Below are 22102 nucleotides of genomic sequence, written 5' to 3'. Positions count from 1 at the left end.
GGGTGACCGATCAGGTTCAGGCGCTGGCCGACGGGGTCAGACAGAACCGGCGCGCGGCCGTGTCGAGGGCGATCACCGTCGTCGAGTCGACCCGGGCCGATCACCGTGCGATGGCCAGGGAGCTATTGTCCGACTTGGCTTCCGCGGCCGGCGGTGCCCGTCGGATCGGCATCTCGGGGGTGCCCGGCGTCGGCAAGTCCACCTTCATCGAGGCGCTGGGCGGCCGATTGACCGCCGACGGGCATCGGGTCGGAGTGCTGGCGGTCGACCCGTCCAGTGTCCGGACCGGCGGCTCGGTGCTCGGCGACCGGACCCGGATGCCGAAGCTGACGGCCGACCCCAGGGCCTACGTCCGCCCGTCCCCGAGTTCCGGGACGCTCGGCGGGGTGACCAGGGCGACGGCGCAGGCGATCACCGTGCTGGAGGCGGCCGGACACGACGTGGTGCTGGTCGAGACGGTGGGCGTCGGGCAGTCCGAGATCGCGGTGGCCGGCATGGTCGACACCTTCCTGCTGCTCGGGCTGGCCCGCACCGGAGATCAGTTGCAGGGCATCAAGAAGGGCGTGCTGGAGATCGCCGATGTGGTGGCGATCAACAAGGCCGACGGCGACCGGGTGGTGGAGGCGACCGCGGCAGCCAGGGAGCTGACCGGCGCGCTGCACCTGGTGTACGGCCGTGGCGCAGACTGGCTGCCGCCGGTGCTCACCTGCTCCGCCCTCACCGGCGACGGGATCGAGAAGGTCTGGCAGGCATGCCTGCGACATGCCGACCACCTCGGGGCTGACGGGCTCGCCCGCAAGCGATCCGACCAGCAGCTCGAACTGGCCTGGGCGCTGGTCACCGACGAACTCACCCAGCGATTGAGCCGCTCGCCGGCGGTGGCCGGCGTTCGCGAGCGGATCCGGCGAGCGGTGCTGGCCGGCGAACTCGGCGCGGCCCAGGCCGCTGACGAGATCCTGCGCGCCTTCGACGAGGGGGCGACCGAATGACCGCAGCACCGATTCTGTTGCGCCCATGGACCGAGGCCGACCTGCCGGCGCTGTTGGAGATCTTCTCCGTCAGCCCCGATCTGGTCAGCCAATACCCGCTGGCGGTGACGGACCTGGCACAAGCGCGGGTCTGCTGGGAGCGCATGCTGGTCTGGGACGACACGCGACGCAACCTCGCCATCGTCGTCGAGCAGCAGGGCCGAGGGGTGCCGGTCGGCAATGTCGCGGTGACGGCCATCGAGCACCGGCACGACACCGGCTGGATGTCGTACTTCTCCTCCGGAGCCGTCCGCGGACGGGGCCTGGTCGCCAGATCCGCTACGGCAGTGGCCAATTGGGCCCTGGAGGAGCTTGGCGTGTTCCGCCTGGAACTCGGCCATCGGGTCAACAATCCAGCTTCCGGGGCGATCGCCGTGGCCGCCGGATTCCTGCCGGAGGGCCGGGAACGTCAGAAACTGCGCTACGGCGACGAACGGTTCGACACCCTGAGCTACTCGCGACTGGCCACCGACCCGTTCCCGCGAACACCCTCCGTAACCTTCGAGTTGCCGTCGTTACCCCTTCCGCCGGATCGACACGGAGCGTGACCGCGCCGTAACGTCGGTTTTGCCCGGCTCGAGCCGAACGAACAACGACGTTTGTTGGGGAGCAACAATGTCATTGCCGAAACCTGCCCTGCGTTCCTCGAGTGTGCGGCTTGCCGCGCTCGGGACCGCCGCCCTCCTCGCCATCGGGCTGATACCCGCACTGACGGCCACCTCGTCGGCCTCGTCCGCCCCACCGGGCAGCGGCGCGATCGGCGCGGTGTCCAGCTCCACCCCGGCCGCCACCTCGCTGATCAGGGTGATCGTTCCCGATCAGGCCACCATCGACACCCTGCTGGCCCAGGGCTACGACCTCGCCGAGTACCGCAAGCCGACCGCCGGCGGCTTCGAGATCAACGTGGTCGCCACTGCGGACGAGCAGAAGGCGTTGCAGGCCAAGGGCTTGAGCGTCATCGGGGTGATCTCCGGACCGGCGCAGGCGAAGGCAAACACGGCCGAGCGCACGGCCAGCATCAACGCCGAGGCGAAGGCGGCGCGGGTGGCCGACACCCTCACCGCCTTGCGGGCCGAATGGTTCACCAGCACCACCGGGCAGACCTTCCTGTCGGTGGAGGTGAAGACCAACGACCCGACCGCGGAGAACATCCTGACGGTCGCCTGGAACGGCGGGTCCGAACAGATGGACCGATTCGTCGATGACGGCGAGTACATGTACCACCGGTTCAATACCCCGATCGCCGTCACCGGCGTCCCGAAGAACGTGCTGGTCACCAGCACCGACGGCGGCCGGCTGTCGATCCCGGTGACCAAGTGGCTGGGTGGCAAGCGCCCGAATCCGCCGAAGCACTATGTCTCCGACTTCATCGACCACTACATGGATCCGACCGAGGTGTACGGCCGGATCACCAAACTGGCCGGGCAGTTCGACAACATCGCCGACGTCATCGACCTGCCGTACAAGACGAACGGTTATCGCCGGGCGGCCCAGGCCCAGTTCGGCACCGCCGCGGCGAGCACGTTCTACGTGACCTCCAAGGCATACGGGTCCGAGGGCGGCAACGGCATCACCGTCAGCCTGGTCAACCCGGGAACGGCGTCCTGGCCGTTGTCGGTGGCCGTCAACGGTTCCGCGGTCCTGGTCACCCTCGGCACCGACTCCGGTGGCGCGGTGTCGAGCACCGCCGCCGACGTGGTGGCGGCCCTGAACGCCAGCGCGCCGGCCGCGAACCTGTTGACCGCCAGCACCTATCGCGGCAACGCCGGGACCGGCGTGGTCGCCCCCGCGGCCTCGACCGCGCTCACCGACAACCTGAAGGCACCGGCATCCGTCTCGCGGGACCCCTTCCAGATGAAGGCATTGCGGATCGGCAAGTCGCGCGACGGATCCAAGCCCGGTGTCTTCCTGTACTGCCAGGAGCACGCCAGGGAATGGGTGACGCCGCTCGTCTGTGTCGAGACGGCAGAGCGGTTGCTGCGCAACTACGCCACCGATGCGGCGACCAAGAAACTGGTCGACAACCTGGACATCTTCATCGTCCCGGTGGTGAACCCGGACGGCGCGCACTACAGCTTCTACGACTACAACAGTCAGCGGAAGAACATGACCGATCACTGCGACGCTGCGAACAGTGATCCGGCCCGTCGGAATTCCTGGGGCGTCGACCTGAACCGCAACTTCACCGTCGGTTCCGCCTTCGACGGTTTCGTCGGCGCGTCCACCACCAACTGCACGAGTGGCACCTTCGCCGGACCGGCCGAACTGAGCGAACCCGAAGCGAAGAACGAGGTCTGGCTCACAGAGCAGTACCCGAACATCAAGTTCGCGATGAACACGCATTCCTACGGCGGATACTTCATGTGGCCGCCGGGAGCCTACAAGGCCGAAGGACGAGTGACCCTGCCGCGACCCGATCTCGGTACAGAGGAATACTTCTGGGCGTCATCGGGCCACATCCTCTCGGCAGTGCAGGACTACCGCGGCACGGCGATCTGGCCGGGCTACACCGGTCCGGTGATCGATGTGCTGTACTCGGCGGCCGGGAACTCGGCGGATGAGGTCTGGTACAACCGCGGCATCATCGGCTGGGACTTCGAGGTCGGCGCGGACCTGTGGAATCCCGATACCCAGCAGTGGCAGGGCGTGGGATTCCAGCCGGACTTCTCCGAGGGGCACGAGGAGGCGATGGAGTTCGCCAACGGTCAGATCGGCATCCTCGAGGTGGCGATGGCCTACGGGAAGGACAAGAAGGCGCCCAACAGCAAGCTGGTGGTGTCCGAGAAGAAGCCCGGCTACACCGATTTCAGCTTCACGGTGAACGAGCCGGCCACCGTCTACTACACGCTGGACGGCAGTCGTCCTGATTTCAATTCGCCCAAGCTGGAGGCGGCCGGCACCCGCGAGGGTCCGCAGACGCTGACGGTCACCGCGAACACCACCGTCAAGTGGTTCTCCACCGACGTCGCCGGGAACATCGAGAAGGGTTACCAACCGACCGGTACCGATGACGGCTACCGCAGCAAGCTGGTGACGGTGAAGAAGCTGTAGCTCGGGCAGTTCTGACCCGGCGGTGCCGCCAATCGGCACTGCCGGGTTGGGCCGAGCCCTCCGTGGGTTGGGATGCGGCGCTGCCGGGTTGGGCCGAGCCCTCCGTGGGTTGGGATGCGGCGCTGCCGGGTTGGGCCGAGCCCTCCGTGGGTTGGGATGCGGCGCTGCCGGGTTGGGCCGAGCCCTCCGTGGGTTGGGATGCGGCACTGCCGGGTTGGGCCGAACCCTCCGTGGGCTGGGATGAGGCGCTGGCGGCGGTCGCCGTCGGGTCTCGTTCTGTGCTTGGCTCACCACGCCGCCATACGCGCCGCATCCCATCCCACTGCGGGGCCCTGCCCAACTTGCACCAGCCACGCCGACCGCGCCACTCTGGCTGTGCCGCAATCCATCCCACTGCGGGCTCGGCCCAACTTGCACCAGCCACGCCGACCGCGCCACTCTCACCGTGCCACCGTCACCGTGCCACTCTCACCGTGCCACTCTCACCGTGCCACTCTCACCGTGCCATTCTCACCGTGCCACTCTGACTGTGCCGCAACCCATCCCGCTGCGCGCTCGATCCCACCTGCACGCGCCAACGCCGACCGTGCCGCTCTGGGTCGCTTGCGCACCTGGAACTTGGGGCCGAAGTTTCACTCGTTCGGCGGATGCGTTCCCATCGAACATCTGTATGATTAAAGCATCGGGACCTCGCAGGAGAAGCGGGTCCCATTCGCTGGACGGGGGTCCGGGATGTCGATAGCAGATCACCTGCCGTCCGGTACCGGCTCGTCCGGTGAGAGCATTCAGAGCCCGGTCGAAACGCATCTCAGATCTGCCTTGCGTCAGTGTCGCACCCAGCGCCGACAGTCGCGTCGCCGCTTCGAACTGATGGGCTACCGCCGCGACCGGATGCGCCGGCGCGACGCGCGTCCGCCATTCGAGATCCGCACCCCGGCGGTCGGCCTCGAGATCGTGTTGTTGCCGTCCACCGGCGAACGAATCGCGGCCCTCGGTCGCCCGGTCATCGATGCGGACTGGATCTCCGAACTCACCGACCTGCTCAGTGCCCCGGACACGGTCAAGCCCGCATCGATGCCGATGGTGATCCAGCAGCTTGCCCGCCTCACCTCCTGGGCTCAGGCGACTCAGACGGAGTGGCTGGCTCGCTTTGCCCGTCCGGGTGTCGCCGTGCCTGTCGGCGATGTACTCGAGGCAGCGATGGCCTCGGACGCTGACATGGCCATCGATTCGTCCCATCCGGTGCAGCCGAACGACGAAGACCTCTACGTCGAACGGAGCTACACGCAGACATCCGTGTACGGCGACCCTGCGTGGGACATCGTGGTGGCCAGGAGCTCTGCCCGGTTCGCGGCGGTCGAGATCGGCGCGACGCTGCACCTGTCGCCGATTACCGCCCGCGGCATGGTCGATGACGCGGTGGAGCTCGTCGATCAGTTGCCGGGACGCTCGAGGCCTGGCGCAATGGCCGGCTCGATCGCAACCGGACCCGGATCATCGCCGACCGAACCTCCATGCTCGACGCCGCCGCCCGGAGCGCAGTGGAAGATTCGCTGCTCATTTCGGAAACGAAGGATCCGGCGCTTCTCACCCCCGGACGGTTGCGGAGGGAGGTCGACCGGACCGTGATCGCGACCGATCCAGCCGCAGCCGGCAAACGGGCCGAGAAGGCACGCGCAAATCGCAAGACCCAGGTCACCCCGCTCGGCGACGACATGTCGCGATTCAGTGCGGATGTCCCCGCTCCGACGGCCGCCCTCGCCAACGAGGTGCTCGACGTCGCCGCCAAGAGCCTTCCGAAGGATGCCCGCGCCGGCCGGACGCTCGACCAACTACGCGCGGATGTCTTCGCCGACATCGTCGACGGTCTGGCCAGGAACGGCTTCGTCGATCTCCGCGGGTCCTCGAGCTGTCCCGAATGCGGTGCTGGCGGCTCCGCTCAGCACGACGCCCGCGCAACTCGCGCCAGTTCCGCCGGCGACACCGAGCGCGACGCCCAGCACGGCCCCGCCGACGCCACCACCGACCCCAACGGCCCCGCCGACGCCACCAACGACCCCAACGGCCCCGCCGACGCCACCAACGACCCCATCGACCTCGGCGGCGAGGCTGGCGGCCCGTCAACCCCGACGGTCGCACCGTGGAAGCCGTTGGGCAGCAGTGTCTCGGTAACCGTGGCGGCCTCGACGCTGGCCGGCGTGGACAACGACCCTGCGCTGCTCGCCGGCTACGGCTGGATCACCGCCGACCTTGCCCGGGCGCTCGCGACTTCCGCCCGCAGCGCCCGCGCGCTGATCATCCGCGATACCGAAGCTCACCCACCGGACGGGCGGCCCTGCGAACACCCCAACTGTGGCAGCGGTGATGCCGCGAACAATCGTTGGTGCGGCACCGAAATCGACTACGGACGCAGTGTGTATCGGCCATCGGCCGCACTGCGTGATCTGGTGATCCAGCGCGACAGTACCTGCCGGCATCCGGGTTGTCGGGCACAGGCCCGCAGTTGCGACCTCGACCACCGGAAGCCGTTCCGGGAAGACCCTTCCGATCCGTCGGGCGGTGTCACCTGCCCCTGCAACCTCGATTGCCTGTGCCGATTCCATCACCGGGTCAAGACGTTCACCGGTTGGTCAGCGATCCGGATACCCGGCAACCGACTCCAGTGGACGTCACCGCTGGGCACGACCTTCATCGACGAGCCCGAGCCGTTGCCGCTGGGCAGGGCTTTCGCCGTCCGGTCCCAGTCCCAGTCCCAGTCCCAGTCCCAGTCCCAGTCCCAGTCCCAGTCCCAGGACCAGAACCAGAACCAGAACCAGAACCAGAACCAGAACGATCCCGCACCGTTCTGACCGCTCGTTCGTCGCTACTGCTGCTCGAACTACTGCTCGAACCTGCTGCTCGAACCTACTGCTCGAACCGGTAACCCATTCCGGCCTCGGTGATCAGATGCCGAGGGTGAGCCGGATCCGGTTCCAGCTTGCGGCGCAGCTGGGCCAGATACACCCGCAGGTAGTGCGATTCCCCCTCGTAGGCGGGCCCCCACACCTCGGTCAGCAACTGCCGCTGCGGCACCATCTTTCCGACGTTGCGCACCAACACCTCCAACACACCCCACTCGGTAGGGGTCAGCCGAATCGGCGTCCCATCAGCGGCCGCCACTCGCCGCGCGGCGAGGTCGACGGTGAAGTCCTCCGTCACCATCGCCGCCTGCTCGACACCGGTGGCGGGCCTCCCCCGCCGCACCGCGGCCCGGACCCGCGCCAACAGCTCCTCCATGCCGAACGGCTTCGTCACGTAGTCGTCGGCGCCCGCATCGAGCGCGGCGACCTTCTCCGCCGACGTCGACCTGGCACTGAGGACGATCACCGGCATCGTCGACCAGCCCCGAATACCTTGCAGCACTTGGATACCGTCCAGATCCGGCAACCCCAGGTCGAGCACCACCACGGCCGGGTCCGACCGCCCGGCCTCCGACAGTGCCTGCCGCCCGTCATGCGCGACCAGCACCTGATATCCGTGGGCGCGCAAATTGATGGCCAGCGCCCTTGCCAACGCGACATCATCGTCAACCACCAACACCCGCGGGGTCACCTGTCCCCCACCCCCGCACTGCCCGAGTCTGCGGCCAACGGCACCGACACCACCATGGTCAGCCCACCTCCGGGAGTGTCGTCGACATCGATGGTCGCACCCACCGCCTCGGCCAGCCCGCGGGCCACCGCGAGCCCCAGCCCGACTCCGGACCCGCGGGGCGAGTCGCCGAGCCGCTGAAATGCCCGGAACATCGTCGCCCGGTCGGCCTGGGGCACTCCTGGACCGTGATCCATCACCCGGATCTCCATCCGGTCGCCCACCGTTCCTGCCAGCACCCGTACGTCAGACATGGTGTGCCGCAAGGCATTGCTCAGCAGGTTGGCGATCACCCGCTCCAAGAGTCCGGCGTCGGTTCCGATCAGCGGTAGGTCGTCACCGATGTCGTCCTGAATCCGCCCTGGCGGCAACCCGATCCTCGCCCGGCTCACCACCTCGTCGACCGACACTGGCTTCCGGACCGCCACCAGCACCCCGGTCTGCAGCCTGGACAGATCGAGCAAATTGCTCAGCAGGTCGTCGAGTTCGTCGGCCGCCGCGTCGGTGGCCGCCAACAGCTCGGCGCGATCGGCCGGCGAATACTGCACGTCGGTGTCCAGCAGGCTGGACACCGACGCCTTGATCGTCGACAGCGGTGTCCGCAGGTCGTGCGAGACCGCGGCCAGCAGCGCGGTCCGCACCTCCTCGGACTGCTCCAGCCGCAGCGACCGTCGCGCCTGTTCGGTCAACCTGGTCCGATCCAACGCCGCCGCGGCCTGCCCGGCGATCACCTCCACCAGCTCGGTATCGGCGGCCGGCAAAGGCTTTCCGCGCAACACCAACAACAATGACTCCCCGGCAGCCACGGTGTTCACGGTGTCGTCGGTGGCCGAGCCTTCGACGGCAGCAACCGTGCCGCCCTCGCCCGCGGATGCCAACACGGCCGAGTCCGGTCCGGTCCGCACCAGCTGCGCCGACGTCATCCCGAACGCGACCCGCGCCTGTTCCAGGATCTCGCCGACCGGGTCCGGCGCATGCGCCGACCGCAGCGCCACCGCCGCCAGCAACTGCGCCTGGGCGGTTCGGCGGGCCGCCTCCGCGGCCCGCCGCCGGACCGCGTCGACCAGGGCGGCAACCGTCACCGCCACCACCACGAAAGCCACCAGCGCGAACAGATTCTGTGGCTCCGCGATCGTCAGTGAACCGGTCGGCGGGGTGAACACGACGTTCGCCAGGATGCCGGCGACCAGGGCCGACACCCCGGCCGCCACCAGCCCGCCGATCAGCGACGTCGCCAGCACGCCGAGCAGGAAGATCAGCAGCACCGTCGTCAGGTTCATCGAATCGCGGAACGCCAGCAGGGCGGCGGCGAGCACCGCCGGCACCAGCACACCCGCCACCCAGGCCCACGGTGCCCGCGACAGTCGCGGCCGGCCGGACCGGCCCGCCCGCACAGGCCGGCTGTCGGCCCGACTGCCTCTGCGTGGCTGAGTCACGACGTGTACGTCGATGTCGCCGCTACCGTCGACGATCGCGCCGGACGTGCTGGGCCGGACCAACCGGGCCAGCCGTCCGTGCCGGGACGTCCCGACGACGATCTGGGTTCCGTTCACCCCGCGGGCGAAATCCAGTACGGCGCCAGCGATATCCTCGCCGACCACCACGTGAAGCACGCCGCCCATCGACTCCACCAGGCGCCGCTGCTGGTCGATCTCCGCGGCCGGCGAGCCGATCGATCCGTCGGACCGCACCACGTGAACGGCCAACAGATCCCGCCCTGACACCCGCCCGGCGATCCGCGCGCCGCGACGGATCAGGGTCGCTGCCTGCGGACCGCCCGGCACCGCGACCACGATTCGCTCCCTGGCCGCCCAGGTCGCCGTGATCCCGTGCTGCGCCCGGTATTTGGACAACCCTTCATCGACCCGGTCGGCCACCCAGAGCAGGGCCAGCTCACGCAAAGCCGTGAGGTTCCCCTCCCGGAAGTAGTTGGCCAGCGCGACATCGACGCGATCGGCCGGATACACATGCCCATGCGCCAACCGACGGCGCAAAGCCTGCGGTGCCATGTCCACCAATTCGACCTGATCGGCCGCACGGACCACGGCATCGGGCACCGTCTCTTGTTGCGGTATCCCGGTGATCATCGTGACCACGTCGTTCAGCGACTCCAGATGCTGCACGTTCACCGTCGAGATCACATCGATGCCCGCATTCAACAGCACCTGCACGTCCTGCCAACGCTTCTCGTTGACGCCACCGGGCGCATTGGTGTGCGCGAGTTCGTCGACAAGCGCCACCTGCGGCCGTCGCGCCAGCACGGCGGGCAGGTCCATGTCGGTCAGCGCGACACCACGGTGCACGGCCGACCGCCGGGGGATCACCGGCAATCCGCGGACCAGGGCTGCGGTGTGCTCCCGGCCGTGATCTTCGACCACCCCGACGACCACCTCGGTCCCCCGTGACATCCGTCGATGACCTTCGTTGAGCATGGCGACCGTCTTGCCCACACCCGGCGCGGCACCGATGTACACCCGCAGCACACCCCGTTTGGGCGCGGTCGACCGGGCAGCGTCGGCATCATCGGCCGAGCCGGGCGGCAGCGCCTCGTCTGTGCCGTCCGGGCCGGGCGGCATCCGCTCGGCCGTCACCGTTGGTCGCTCAGTTCCTCCAAGGCAAGGTTCACCCGCAGCACGTTCACCCGTGGCTCACCCAGAAATCCGAGCGACCTGCCGCTGGTGTTGTCCGTGACGAGCTGGCGCACCGTGACCTCCGACAGATGGCGGGCCGTAGCAACCCGCCGGACCTGGATCTCAGCGTAGGCGGGCGAGATATCCGGGTCCAATCCGGAGGCCGACGCGGTGACGGCGTCTGCCGGCACCTGCGACGGATCAACACCGTTCGACGCGGCGATCTCCGCCCGGCGCTGTTCGATCTCGGCCGTCAGCTTTGGCGAGTTCGCCGCCAGGTTGCTGCCGCCGGAGGACATCGCGTCATACCCGTCACCGGCCGCAGACGGCCGCCCGATGAACCATTGGTCACCCTCGAACTGCTGCCCGATGAGCGCAGATCCGACCACCCGGCCGGCCGAGTCCTTCACCCAGGATCCGTCGCTGGCGGTCGGCATCAGGCGGCCGATGCCCAGCACCACCGCTGGGTACGCGATTCCGAGGATGACGGTCAGCGTCACCATCACCCGGACAGCGATCAGCAGCTGTCGGCCGCCGGTCGGCAGCCAGGACCAGCGGCGCCGCGGCGGTGGGTCGTCATTGGCCAGGGTGTCGTGGCCACGCGGTTCGTGCGGCCTGGGATCGGAGTATTCCGTTGCGATCATGGCGATCAACCAATTCCGGGGATGAGTGAGACGAGCAGGTCGATGAGTTTGATGCCGACGAACGGCACCACAACACCGCCGATGCCGTAGATGGCGAGGTTGCGGGCCAGCAGTTTTGCTGCCGACGACGGGCGGTAGCTGACGCCCTTGAGGGCCAACGGAATCAGCCCGACGATCACCAACGCATTGAAGATCACGGCGGACAGGATTGCCGACGTGGGCGAGGACAGCCGCATGATGTTCAACGCCGCTAGCCCGGGGAAGACCCCCATGAACATTGCCGGCAGGATCGCGAAGTACTTCGCGATGTCGTTGGCCAACGAGAACGTGGTCAGTGCTCCACGGGTGATCAGCAACTGCTTGCCGATCTCCACGATGTCGATCAGCTTGGTGGGGCTCGAGTCCAGGTCCACCATGTTGCCGGCCTCCTTGGCGGCCGCGGTGCCGGTGTTCATCGCCACCCCGACATCGGCCTGGGCGAGCGCCGGGGCATCGTTGGTGCCATCACCGGTCATCGCGACGATCCGGCCCTGGATCTGCTCCCGCTTGATCAGCGCCAGCTTGTCCTCCGGTGTTGCCTCCGCCAGATAGTCGTCGACGCCGGCCTCGGCGGCGATGCTGCGCGCGGTCAACTCGGAGTCACCGGTGATCATCACCGTCTTGATGCCCATCGCCCGCAACTCGGAGAACCGTTCCTTGATACCGGGTTTGACGACGTCCTTGAGGTGGATGACGCCGAGCGCCCGGCCACTGGCCGGGGTGACCTCGGCGACCAACAACGCCGTGCCGCCGTCGGCGGAGATCTCGTCGGCCTCGCCGAGAAGTTGCTGGTGCACGTGGAAATGGTTCTCGGCAAGCCAATCGGACACCGCGGTCACCGCGCCCTTGCGGATCTGCCGGTCCGGCAGATCAACACCGCTCATTCTGGTGGCCGCGGAGAATTCGACGATGGTGCCATGGTCTGCCCGCCGGCGGGCGGCATCGATGTCGGCGCCGTACTGCTGGCACAACTCGACGATCGATCTGCCTTCCGGAGTCTCGTCAGCCAGCGACGACAGCAGCACGACGTCGCGCAGCACGTCCGCATCGACCTCGGGATCCGGGATCAACGCGGCGGCCTGCCGGTTGCCGTAGGTGATGGTGCCGGTCTTGTCCAACAGCAGAGTTGATACGTCACCAGCGGCCTCGACCGCCCGGCCGCTCATCGCCAACACGTTGCGCTGCACCAGCCGATCCATCCCGGCCACCCCGATGCAGGAGACCAGGGCGCCGATGGTGGTCGGGATCAGGCAGACCAGCAGGCAGACCAACACGACGATCGACGGCACCGCACCGGAGTACTCGGCCATCGGGTACAGCGTCATCACCACCAACAGGAAGATGATCGTCATCGTCGCCAGCAGGATGTTCAGGGCGATCTCGTTGGGTGTCTTCTGCCGCTTCGACCCCTCGACCAGGGCGATCATCCGGTCGACGAACGACTCGCCCGGCTTTGTGGTGATGGTGACGACGATCCGGTCGGACAGCACCCTGGTACCACCGGTCACCGACGATCGGTCGCCGCCCGATTCCCGTACGACGGGCGCGGACTCCCCCGTGATTGCCGATTCATCGACCGAGGCAACACCTTCGGTGACGTCACCGTCACCGGGAATCACGTCTCCGGCAGTACAGACGACCCGGTCACCGACCTTCAGCTCGGCGGCCGGCACCGATTCCTCGGTACCGTCGGCCCGCAGCCGCCTGGCGGTCAGCGTGTCCCGGCCGGCGCGCAATGTCGCGGCCTGCGCCTTACCCCTGCCCTCGGCTACCGCGTCGGCGGCGTTGGCGAAGACGACGGTCAACCACAGCCAGCAGGTGGCCAGGATGGTGAAAGTCTTCTGCTCCTCGGTGACGCACAGCACGGTGCAGATGACGGCACCGACGTACACCACGAACATCACCGGGGTGGCAATCATGTGCCGGGGATGCAACTTGCGCAGCGCGGCCGGGAGCGCGGCGACCAGGGCGGACGGCCGGAATCCGCCGCCGGCCACCCGTGCGGTCGACTGCCGGTTCACCGTCCCGGCTTCGGTTCGATCTAGGGTCGGGGTGTTCATGACAGTCCTTCTGCGATCGGCCCGAGCGCGAGCGCGGGCAGGTAGGTCAGTGCGGAGACCAGGATCACCATGCCGAAAAGCATGGTGGCGAACAGCGGCCGGTGGGTCGGTAGGGTTCCTGCGTCGTCGGGCCTACTACCTTGCCGGGCAACGGATCCGGCCAGTGCCAACACCATGCCGATGCAGACGAACCGGCCGAGCAGCATCAACACGCCCAACGAGATGTTCCAGAACGGTGTATTGGCACTGAGCCCGGCGAATGCGGATCCGTTGTTGTTGGCCGCCGATCCGCTGGCATAGAGCAGCTCGGTCAGCCCGTGCGGCGAGTCGGGATTGGCGGCGGTGTCCTGATTGCCGCCCAGCAGGGCGATCGCGGTGTTCACCAGGACCAGAGCCGGCACGACCAGCAGGTAGCCGGCGGCCCACTTCATCTGGGTGGTGCCGATCTGCTTGCCCAGGAAGGTCGGCGTGCGGCCGACCATCAACCCGGCGACGAACACGGTGATGACAGCCAGGATCAGGATTCCGTAGATGCCGGATCCGACGCCACCGGGCGCCACCTCGCCGATCAGCATGTTCAGCAGCAGCATGCCGCCGCCGAAGCCGGTGTAGGACGAATGCATGGAGTCGACGGCACCGGTCGAGGTGAGCGTTGTCGCGGTGGCGAACAACACCGAACTCGCTACCCCGAAACGGGTCTCCTTGCCCTCCATCGCCCCGCCGGCCGCCTGCAACGCGGAACCGGGATGCGCCGACTCGGAGACCATCGTGACGGTCAGCGAGATCGCCCACAATGCGACCATCACGCCGAGGATGGCCAGCCCCTGTCGGTAGTTGCCGAGCAACCGGCCGATGGTCCTTGGCAACGACACCGGGATCAGCAGGATGAGGAAGTACTGCAGGAAGTTCGACGCCGCGTTCGGGTTCTCCAGCGGATGCGCCGAATTGGCGTTGAAGAAGCCGCCGCCGTTGGTACCCAACAGCTTGATCACCTCCTGGGAGGCGACCGGGCCACCGGGAATGGTCTGGCCGACGCCGGCCAGCGTGGTGATCGTGGTCGGCGATGCCAGGTTCTGGATCACCCCACAGACGATCAGCAGGGTGGCGCCGACCACCGCGATCGGCAGCAGTACCCGCACCACCACCCTGGTCAGGTCGACCCAGAAGTTTCCGAGCCGGTCGGTGTGGTTGCGGACGAATCCACGAATCAACGCGACCGCAACAACGATGCCGACCGCCGCCGACACGAAGTTCTGCACCGTCAGCCCGGCGGCCTGAGCGGTGTGCCCCAAGGTGGACTCACCGGCGTAGGACTGCCAGTTCGTGTTGGCCACGAACGACGCCGCCGTGTTGAATCCCTGATCGGCGCTCATCGGTCCGTGGCCGAGGCTCAGCGGCAGCCACTGTTGGGTCGACAGGATCAACCACAGCAACCCGAATCCGGCCAGCGAGAAGGCCAGCAGTGAGATCAGGTACGTCGACCATTTCTGATCGGCAGCCGAGTCGATCCGCAGGAATCGGTAGAGGCCGCGCTCCACCCGCAGATGTCGCTTACTCTCCAGCGTGACCGCGATGTAGTCACCCAGTGGCCGCTGCACGATCCCGAGCAGCACCACCAGGGTCAGTATTTCCAGGCCGGTGGCCAGCCACCCGGTCATCCGAGACGCTCCGGAATCACCAGGGCGACCACCAGGTAGCCGAGCAACAGGAGTCCGCACACGGCGGCAACGATCACCATCGAACCTCACCTCTCGCCTGCCCGGATGGCCGGCACCCCGACGCTAGGAGCCCGCGCGCGGGTTCGGTGCCGGCGCTGACGCCGTCCTGACGCCGAGGCAGCGGATCTTGACGTGTCCTTGACACCGGCCCCGTCGGACGGCGCCCCCGGTGCGAGAATGGCAGCCGTGTCCGAGCCCCGATCGCCGCAGCCACCGCGATACCTGGCCGGCCGCTACCGGCTGGAGGCGACCATCGGCCGGGGCGCGATGGGCACGGTGTGGCGGGCCTACGACGACGTCGTGCACCGCCGGGTGGCCATCAAGGAGATCAACTTCCCGGCCGGTATGCCGGCCGGTGAGGTCGGCATGCTCACCGACCGCACGTTGCGCGAGGCCAGGGCGATCGGCGCGCTGTCCCACCCGCACGTGATCACCCTGTTCGACATCCTCACCGTCGAGGGCCGGCCGTTCATCGTGATGGAGTTGCTGGACGCCAGGTCGCTGGCCGAGGTACTCAAGCAGGACGGACCGCTACGCCCCGGCGCGGCGGGCACCATCGGGGTCGCCGTTGCCGGCGGGCTGCGGGCCGCGCACGACGCCGGGATCACCCACCGCGACGTGAAACCGGGCAACGTCCTGGTCGGCAACGACGGGCGGATCAAGCTGACCGACTTCGGCATCGCGCGCAGCGCCGACGAACCGACGATGACGGTGACCGGCCTGTTGCTCGGCTCCCCCGCCTACATCTCCCCCGAGGTGGCCTCCGGCGCGCCCGCATCACCGATGTCGGACGCCTGGGGTCTGGGCGCGATGCTGTTCGCCACCGTCGAGGGCCGGCCACCGTTCGACCGCGGCGAGGCAATCCCGACGCTGACCGCAGTGGTGGCCGAACCCGTTCCGCCGCACCCACATTCAGGATCCCTCGGGCCGATCATCGACGGCCTGCTGCGCAAGGACCCGAACGCCAGGATGACGGTGGCCGAGGCCGGCCGGCGGCTGCGTGAGGTGGCCGACGACCCGACCGGGATGCGCGCCGAGCTCGCCCGGATGGTCCCGGTGCCGGCCGGCCGGGCCGGCACCGGGACGGCGTCGCCGCCGGTTCGGGTGCCGGTGCACCCGCCGGTTCGCCGGGCGGCCACCCCACCGGTCCAGCCCCCGCCGCCCTGGGCGGGCAGCAACGCCGCACCGCTGCCCGCCCTGCCGGCGACCGCCGATCGGCCCGGACGGCCGGGCTGGCTGCTGCCGGTGGCCGCGCTGGTCGTGATCGCGGCCGCCGCCGTCGGGTACTTCGTGGTCCGGCTGATCGCCGACTGGGGCGGTCAGGTCTGAGTCGAAGTGTCTTCACCGACCGGGCGGATCACGCCCTAGGGTGAGCAGCATGTCCGATCAGACCATCGACGCCAACACCGTCACCCGCGCCACCGCCGAAGAGGCCGCCGCCGTCCTGGCCAGGGCCACCGGCGTACTGCATCACGATGTCGCCCTCGTCCTGGGTTCCGGTTGGGTGCCGGCCGCCGACGAGCTGGGCACCCCCACGGTCGAGTTGTCGATGACGGATCTGCCGGGCTTCTCGGCCCCGGTGGTGGCCGGCCATGCCGGCCGGGTCCGATCGGTCCCGGTCGGCGACAAGCGAGTACTGGTGCTGTTGGGCCGGACGCATTTCTACGAAGGACTCGGCGTCGGCCCGGTGGTGCACGGGGTCCGCACCGCCGCCGCCGCCGGCGCGCGCACGGTGATCCTGACCAACGCGGCCGGCGGCCTGGCCGAGGGGTTGTCGGTGGGCCAGCCGGTGATGATCTCCGATCACCTGAATCTCACCGCGACCTCGCCGATCGTCGGCGCGAACTTCGTGGATCTGACGGACCTGTACTCGCCCCGACTACGCGAGCTGGCCCGGACCATCGACCCGACGCTGACCGAGGGCGTGTACGCCCAGCTGCCGGGTCCGCACTACGAGACGCCCGCCGAGATCCGGATGCTCCGCGGGCTCGGCGCCGACCTGGTCGGCATGTCGACAGCGCTGGAGGCCATCGCGATCCGGGAAGCCGGCGCCGAGGTGTTCGGCCTGTCGCTGGTGACCAACATGGCCGCCGGGATGACCGGCGAACCGCTGGACCACGCCGAGGTGCTGGACGCCGGCCGGGATGCCGCCGGCCGGATGGGAACTCTGCTGGCCGAGCTGATCGAGCGGTCGTGACCGAGGTGACGGCATTGTCCGCGACCCTGCGTCAGTCGGCGATGCGCTGGATCGCCGACGACCCGTCGGCCACTGACCGCACCGAGTTGCAGCAGGTACTGGCGGACGCCATGGGCGGCAAGGCTTCCGCACTGGCCGAACTGACCGAACGGATGAGTGCCCCGCTGACCTTCGGAACCGCGGGATTGCGTGGCCCGCTGCGCGCCGGGCCGGCCGGGATGAACCTGGCGGTGGTCCGCCGGGCCGCCGCCGGGATCGCCGCCTATCTCAGGGCGAACGGCGGGCCGGGCCGCACCGTGGTGATCGGGTACGACGCCCGTCACCGGTCCGCCGAATTCGCCGGGGACGCGGCAAAGGTGCTGGCGGCGGCCGGATTCACCGTTCTGCTGGCTCCCGGCCCGCTGCCGACACCGATCACCGCGTACGCCGTCCGTGAGCTGAATGCGGCCGCCGGACTGCAGATCACGGCCTCACACAACCCGCCGCAGGACAACGGGCTGAAGGTCTATCTGGAGGCCGGCGCACAGTTGGTGCCGCCGGCCGACGCCGCGATCGAGGCGGCGATCGCGGCTGCCCGGCCGGCCGTCAGCATCGACACCGATGGTGTTCCGCAGCCCTGGCCGGATTCGATCGTGGAGAACTACCTGCACCGCGCAGCGGCGTTGGCGTCGGGCAGCGAGCGACAGCTGCGCATCGTGGCTACCGCCATGCACGGTGTCGGCGCCAGCACATTACTGGAAGCGTTGCGGCGAGCGGGATTCACCGACGTGCACCAGGTCCCGGCGCAGGAACAGCCCGACCCGGCGTTTCCCACCGTCGCCTTCCCGAACCCGGAGGAACCCGGCGCCACCGACCAGCTGCTGGCCCTGGCCACCGAGCTGGATGCCGACCTGGCCATCGCCAACGACCCGGACGCCGACCGCTGCGCGCTCGGCGCGAAGGCCGCCGACGGCAGCTGGCGGATGCTGCGCGGCGACGAGACGGGTGCCCTGCTGGGCGACCACCTGCTGGCCGGGCTGAACCCGGCGGTGCACCCGGATCCGTTGGTGGCCACCACCATCGTCTCGTCATCACTGTTGAAGTCGATCGCCGCGGCCCGATCGGCGAGGTTCGACGAGACGCTCACCGGCTTCAAGTGGCTGGTGCGGGCCGGCGACGGCCGGGGCACCGGGCTGGTCTACGCCTACGAGGAAGCGCTGGGCGTCTGCGTCGATCCCGACGGGGTCCGGGACAAGGACGGCATCTCGGCCGGCGTGGTCGCGGCCGACCTGGCGGCAACACTGAAGGCGGCCGGCCGCACCGTTTTCGACGCCCTCGACGATCTGGCCAGGGCGCACGGACTGCACGCCACCGACCAGCTGTCGGTGCGGGTCAGCGACCTGACCGAGATCGCCGATGCGATGGCCCGACTCCGGGCCGCGCTGCCGTCGACGCTGCTGGGCGACCCGGTGACCGGTACCGAGGACCTGCTGCCGCGCACCGACGCGGTGGTGCTGCGCACCGACCGGGCACGGGTGGTGGTGCGGCCCTCCGGCACCGAGCCGAAACTCAAGTGCTACCTGGAGGTAACGCTCCCGGTCGCCGCCGGGCTGGCGGAGCTGACGGGCGTCAGAACCGATGCGGCCGAACAACTCTCGGCACTGCGATCCGAGCTGTCCGGGCTGCTCGGGCTGTCCGGCTGACCCTCGCACCGACATCTCCCACCGGAGCTGCCCGGTGGACGAGGTCAGTTCGTGCTGGTCGGCGGCGGATCGACCGAGACGCCGCCGTCGCGGGTCTTGCCGGGAGGCGTCGTCGACTGGACCGGGGTCGCCGGTTCGACCAGCGGAGCGGTGATCGCGGTGTGCTCGGCCGGTACCGACGGCTGGGATGCCGTCGAGGACGTGGCGGCGGCCGAGCCGTCCTCGCCGCTGCCCGCGGTGGGTTTCTCGTCAGCCTTACCGGTGCGTTCGAAGGTGACACTCACGCCGTCGCCGCTGAGCACCAGATCCGTTCCGTCGAGCTTCCAGCTGACCCCGGCGGTGAGCCACTTGCCGTACCAGTTCTCCTGATCCATCACGCTGTTGCCACCGGCCGGATCGACGCAGGCCATCATCGTCGAGACGATCTGGTCGACCTTCAGTTCGGCGGCCGTGAACACCGGCGTGCCGCCCATCCCGTTGCAGCCTGCATGCAGACCGACCTCGCCCCGGTCGCCGAACGAGATGGTCAGCGGCTTGTCCTTGACCAGGGTGCGACCGGTAGCCGACGTCGAGGTGAACAGGTAACCGGCCAGGCCATCGGGTGCTGTGCCGGCCGTGCTGTCCTGGGTTGAGCTTGCGGGCGCAGAGCTCTGCTGGGTCGACGGAGCAGAGCTGACCTGCGTCGGGCTCTCCGACGGGCTCTGGGCGCCGGCCGCGTCCGACCCCGGCTGGGTGTCGGACGCGCAAGCCGTCAACGCCAGCGCGCCGCCCGCCAGCAGCGCGATCAGCACGGAAACGGTTCGGCGGCGCGGCCCTGTGCGGTTGCTCATCAGCGTCTCCCTGTTGGTCGTCACAGCTACCCGACGTGCCGAGTGGATCATGGGGTTGCACGGACGACAAGGCCGGACCCGCGGAGCCGGTCGCCCGCAGGCGGTCAGGCGGCCGTCAGACGGCACCGCAGGCCGTCAGACGGCACCGAACTGGCGGTCCCCCGCGTCGCCCAGCCCCGGCACGATGAACGCCGAGTCGTTCAGCCGTTCGTCCACCGATCCGGTGACCACCCGGACCGGCAACCCCGACTCCGCGAGCGTGACCAGGCCCTCGGGCGCGGCCAGCGCACAGACCGCCGTCACCTCGGTGGCACCGCGGTCGACCAACAGCCGGATGGTGTGCACCATGGAGCCGCCGGTGGCCAGCATCGGGTCGAGCACGAACACCGGCCGGCCGGCCAGCGACGCCGGCAGCGACTCCATGTACGGCGTCGGCAGGTGCGTCTCCTCGTCGCGGGCCATCCCGACGAACCCCATCTGCGATTCCGGGATCAGGGTGTGCGCGGTGTCCGCCATCCCCAGCCCGGCGCGCAACACCGGCACCAGCAGCGGCGGGTTCGCCAGCCGGGTGGCGTCGGTGCGGGCCACCGGGGTGTGGATCGGCACCAGTTCGGTGGCCAGGTTCCTGGTGGCCTCGTAGATCAGCATCATGGTCAGCTCCCGCAGCGCCGCCCGGAAGGCGGCGTTGTCGGTGCGGGCGTCCCGCATGATCGACAACCGGGACGCGGCGAGTGGATGGTCCACCACCGTCACGTCGAGGTCGGCGGGAATGGCGTGCGGGGCTGGCATGGGCGCTCCAGGAACGGGATCGGGGCTGACGAACGGCGCAGTGGACACCGGAAGGCATGACGCACGATCACCGTAGCGTCATCCCACCCCGCAAGCGCCGCTGACAGACCCGCCGCGATCAGCCGCCGGAGGTGGTGCGGGCCGCTGTCGGGCTCGGCGGCCGGGTGCTCGGCGGCCGGGTCGAGGTGGCTGACGGACCCGCGGATGCCGGGTTCGCGGTGGCCGGCGGGCGCACCGAGGTGGCTGACGGTCCGGCGGATGCCGGGTTCGCGGTGGCCGGCGGGCGCAGGTTGCCGGTCAGCACGAAGTCGCTGTCGATGGCATACCGCGCCCCGCTCGGACCGGTACCCGGCTGCCAGACCTCCATTCGATACCGACCGTTCCGAAGCACCCCGACCGGGATGCGGAAGGCACCGGTCGCCTGGTCCGAGAAGAGCCGGCCGCTGGTGATCTGCACGCCGTCACGGTCCAGCGTCCACTCCAGTGCCATTCCCGGCGACGGCGTGCGGCCGGCACCGATCGTGGCCGGGCCGTCCGCCTCGATCGTCAGCCCCGGGCCGGCCGTCGCGGTCCCCAGCGACGGCAACTCGGTGGAGCTCACCGACGGCGCCGACGGATCCTGCGTCTGCAACTCGCGGGCCCGGTCGTAGGCGCCGTCCGGGCTGGTCGCCGGAGCTGACGGATCCGCCGTCTGCAACTCGCGAGCCCGGTCGTAGGCGCCGTCCGGACTGGTCGCCGGAGCTGACGGATCCGCCGTCTGCAACTCGCGCGCCCGGTCGTAGGCGCCGTCCGGGCTGGTCGCCGGTGCTGACGGATCCGCCGACTGCAACTCGCGGGCCCGGTCGTAGGCGCCGTCCGGACTGGTCGCCGGTGCTGACGGATCCGCCGACGGGTGCCCGGCCGGGGCGGTGCCTGCCGGACCACCGGCCGACCAGATCACCGTGGCGATGGCCACCAGGGCGGCGGCCACCCCGAGCGGCGCGACCCGGTTCGCCCAGGTCCGTCGCCGACCGGCCTGCCCTGCCCGGTCGATGATCTCCGCTCGCAGGTCGGACGGCCGGATCCGGGACGCCTCGTCGTCCAGGGCGCGACGCAGCTCGTTCTCCAGTGGGCTCAGATCGTGCAGGTCGCCGTTCATCGATCCTCCAGCGGGTTGTGGTCGGCCATCCGGTCACGCAGCGCAGCGAGCCCACGATGGGCGTGCGACTTGACCGAACCTGGCGATACGTCGAGGGTTTCGGCGATCTGTCCCTCGGACAGATCGAGGTAATAACGCAGAACCAGCACTTCGCGTTGACGTCGCGGCAACTGGGCAAGTGCCGACAGCACATCGGCGCGGCCGAACCGTTCCAGGACCTGGGCCTCGGCGCTCGGTGCGTCGCCGATCCGGGCCACCACGTTCGCCTCATTGGCCAGGTGCGCCCGTTCCAGCACCCGCCGCCGGCCGTGCGATCGGCAACCGTTGATGACGCTGCGCCGCAGGTAGGCCGGCAGGTTCGCGACCGTGCCCAACCCGTCCCAGCGGCGATGCAGCGCGACCAACGCATCGGCGACGACCTCCTCTGCCGTCGACTGGTCGCCAGTCATCAACCAGGCCAGCCGCACCAGCGAGTCCCAATAGGTGCGGTACAGCTGGTCGATCGGCGAGGCGACGCCGGCCGGACCGGCGATCCCGGGGCGCTGCCCGGTGCCGGTGCGGTCGGGCCTCATCCGGTCGGTGCTGGTCGGGGCCACCGCTGCCTCCAGTTGTTCCACCTCGTTCAGACGCTCCACCGTCACTGTCGGTTGTCACGCCTCGACCGCC

At 69.2% G+C, this 22102-nt stretch carries 17 protein-coding genes; 7 read left to right on the top strand and 10 right to left on the bottom strand.

Annotated elements, in window-relative coordinates; genetic code table 11:
* Positions 1 to 2: 2 nt before the first annotated feature.
* The 4 genes from meaB (at position 3) to K340_RS36795 (ending at position 6928) form a co-directional block, all read left to right on the top strand.
* The gene (gene meaB, locus K340_RS0121135; RefSeq protein WP_029138159.1) at positions 3 to 989 is read left to right on the top strand and encodes a methylmalonyl Co-A mutase-associated GTPase MeaB; all 987 of its coding nucleotides are present in this window, start codon (positions 3 to 5) and stop codon (positions 987 to 989) included.
* A complete protein-coding gene (locus tag K340_RS0121130) occupies positions 986 to 1576 on the top strand; it encodes a GNAT family N-acetyltransferase (protein WP_029138158.1) in 591 nt (196 codons plus the stop codon). The genes meaB and K340_RS0121130 overlap by 4 nt, the downstream gene beginning before the upstream one ends.
* Positions 1577 to 1643: 67 nt before the next feature.
* Complete coding sequence (locus K340_RS32130) at positions 1644 to 4079, top strand: M14 family metallopeptidase (protein WP_084614722.1); 2436 nt, start codon at positions 1644 to 1646, stop codon at positions 4077 to 4079.
* A 1493-nt stretch (positions 4080 to 5572) separates the two neighbouring features.
* Positions 5573 to 6928, top strand: coding sequence for an HNH endonuclease signature motif containing protein (locus tag K340_RS36795; protein WP_322786045.1), 1356 nt, complete (start codon positions 5573 to 5575; stop codon positions 6926 to 6928).
* Between the two features lie 55 nt (positions 6929 to 6983).
* On the opposite strand, the gene K340_RS0121110 is transcribed toward K340_RS36795, so the two are convergent.
* Genes K340_RS0121110 through K340_RS37620 form a run of 6 tightly spaced genes read right to left on the bottom strand, consistent with a single transcriptional unit; the run spans position 6984 to position 14820 of the window.
* The gene (locus tag K340_RS0121110) at positions 6984 to 7670 is read right to left on the bottom strand and encodes a response regulator (RefSeq protein ID WP_029138156.1); all 687 of its coding nucleotides are present in this window, start codon (positions 7668 to 7670) and stop codon (positions 6984 to 6986) included.
* Positions 7667 to 10300, bottom strand: coding sequence for a sensor histidine kinase (locus tag K340_RS0121105; protein WP_211229579.1), 2634 nt, complete (start codon positions 10298 to 10300; stop codon positions 7667 to 7669). Before K340_RS0121105 ends, K340_RS0121110 begins: the two co-directional genes overlap by 4 nt.
* A complete protein-coding gene (gene kdpC / locus K340_RS0121100) occupies positions 10297 to 10983 on the bottom strand; it encodes a potassium-transporting ATPase subunit KdpC (RefSeq protein ID WP_084614830.1) in 687 nt (228 codons plus the stop codon). Before kdpC ends, K340_RS0121105 begins: the two co-directional genes overlap by 4 nt.
* Positions 10984 to 10988: 5 nt before the next feature.
* The gene (kdpB, locus tag K340_RS0121095) at positions 10989 to 13082 is read right to left on the bottom strand and encodes a potassium-transporting ATPase subunit KdpB (RefSeq protein WP_029138153.1); all 2094 of its coding nucleotides are present in this window, start codon (positions 13080 to 13082) and stop codon (positions 10989 to 10991) included.
* On the bottom strand, positions 13079 to 14740 hold the full coding sequence (gene kdpA / locus K340_RS0121090) for a potassium-transporting ATPase subunit KdpA (RefSeq protein ID WP_029138152.1): 1662 nt from the start codon (positions 14738 to 14740) through the stop codon (positions 13079 to 13081). Before kdpA ends, kdpB begins: the two co-directional genes overlap by 4 nt.
* Positions 14737 to 14820 (bottom strand): potassium-transporting ATPase subunit F, encoded by an 84-nt coding sequence (locus K340_RS37620; protein ID WP_084614720.1) that lies wholly within the window; start codon positions 14818 to 14820, stop codon positions 14737 to 14739. Before K340_RS37620 ends, kdpA begins: the two co-directional genes overlap by 4 nt.
* Before the next feature lie 157 nt (positions 14821 to 14977).
* Between K340_RS37620 and K340_RS32120 the strand changes: the two genes are divergently transcribed.
* From K340_RS32120 to K340_RS0121070, 3 genes are read left to right on the top strand one after another with little or no spacing between them, the layout of a single operon-like run.
* On the top strand, positions 14978 to 16129 hold the full coding sequence (locus tag K340_RS32120) for a serine/threonine-protein kinase (RefSeq protein WP_037366100.1): 1152 nt from the start codon (positions 14978 to 14980) through the stop codon (positions 16127 to 16129).
* A 49-nt stretch (positions 16130 to 16178) separates the two neighbouring features.
* Positions 16179 to 16997: a purine-nucleoside phosphorylase gene (locus K340_RS0121075; protein WP_051267101.1), complete on the top strand. Its 819-nt coding sequence runs from the start codon at positions 16179 to 16181 to the stop codon at positions 16995 to 16997.
* A gap of 41 nt (positions 16998 to 17038) precedes the next feature.
* Positions 17039 to 18679, top strand: coding sequence for a phospho-sugar mutase (locus K340_RS0121070; protein WP_154674443.1), 1641 nt, complete (start codon positions 17039 to 17041; stop codon positions 18677 to 18679).
* A gap of 44 nt (positions 18680 to 18723) precedes the next feature.
* Here the strand turns inward: K340_RS0121070 and K340_RS0121065 are convergent, their stop codons facing one another.
* The 4 genes from K340_RS0121065 to K340_RS0121050 form a co-directional block, all read right to left on the bottom strand.
* On the bottom strand, positions 18724 to 19509 hold the full coding sequence (locus K340_RS0121065; RefSeq protein ID WP_154674410.1) for an META domain-containing protein: 786 nt from the start codon (positions 19507 to 19509) through the stop codon (positions 18724 to 18726).
* 135 nt (positions 19510 to 19644) lie between these two features.
* Complete coding sequence (gene upp, locus K340_RS0121060) at positions 19645 to 20298, bottom strand: uracil phosphoribosyltransferase (RefSeq protein WP_029138148.1); 654 nt, start codon at positions 20296 to 20298, stop codon at positions 19645 to 19647.
* Between the two features lie 118 nt (positions 20299 to 20416).
* Positions 20417 to 21436 (bottom strand): serine/threonine-protein kinase, encoded by a 1020-nt coding sequence (locus K340_RS0121055; protein WP_029138147.1) that lies wholly within the window; start codon positions 21434 to 21436, stop codon positions 20417 to 20419.
* Positions 21433 to 22071: an RNA polymerase sigma factor gene (locus K340_RS0121050; protein ID WP_211229577.1), complete on the bottom strand. Its 639-nt coding sequence runs from the start codon at positions 22069 to 22071 to the stop codon at positions 21433 to 21435. Before K340_RS0121050 ends, K340_RS0121055 begins: the two co-directional genes overlap by 4 nt.
* Positions 22072 to 22102 lie beyond the last annotated feature (31 nt).

The organism is Nakamurella lactea DSM 19367, assembly GCF_000426645.1.
GTDB lineage: Bacteria > Actinomycetota > Actinomycetes > Mycobacteriales > Nakamurellaceae > Nakamurella > Nakamurella lactea.
This window is presented reverse-complemented; position numbering and strand designations above follow the sequence as displayed.

Bases quoted from the DNA above. Each gene is read 5' to 3' on its own strand.
- K340_RS0121130 (WP_029138158.1), top strand. From the start codon at position 986: ATGACCGCAGCACCGATTCTGTTGCGCCCATGGACCGAGGCCGACCTG.
- K340_RS32130 (WP_084614722.1), top strand. From the start codon at position 1,644: ATGTCATTGCCGAAACCTGCCCTGCGTTCCTCGAGTGTGCGGCTTGCC.
- kdpC (WP_084614830.1), bottom strand. From the start codon at position 10,983: ATGATCGCAACGGAATACTCCGATCCCAGGCCGCACGAACCGCGTGGC.
- kdpB (WP_029138153.1), bottom strand. From the start codon at position 13,082: ATGAACACCCCGACCCTAGATCGAACCGAAGCCGGGACGGTGAACCGG.
- kdpA (WP_029138152.1), bottom strand. From the start codon at position 14,740: ATGACCGGGTGGCTGGCCACCGGCCTGGAAATACTGACCCTGGTGGTG.
- K340_RS37620 (WP_084614720.1), bottom strand. From the start codon at position 14,820: ATGGTGATCGTTGCCGCCGTGTGCGGACTCCTGTTGCTCGGCTACCTG.
- K340_RS32120 (WP_037366100.1), top strand. From the start codon at position 14,978: ATGGCAGCCGTGTCCGAGCCCCGATCGCCGCAGCCACCGCGATACCTG.
- K340_RS0121075 (WP_051267101.1), top strand. From the start codon at position 16,179: ATGTCCGATCAGACCATCGACGCCAACACCGTCACCCGCGCCACCGCC.
- K340_RS0121070 (WP_154674443.1), top strand. From the start codon at position 17,039: ATGCGCTGGATCGCCGACGACCCGTCGGCCACTGACCGCACCGAGTTG.
- K340_RS0121065 (WP_154674410.1), bottom strand. From the start codon at position 19,509: ATGAGCAACCGCACAGGGCCGCGCCGCCGAACCGTTTCCGTGCTGATC.
- upp (WP_029138148.1), bottom strand. From the start codon at position 20,298: ATGCCAGCCCCGCACGCCATTCCCGCCGACCTCGACGTGACGGTGGTG.
- K340_RS0121055 (WP_029138147.1), bottom strand. From the start codon at position 21,436: ATGAACGGCGACCTGCACGATCTGAGCCCACTGGAGAACGAGCTGCGT.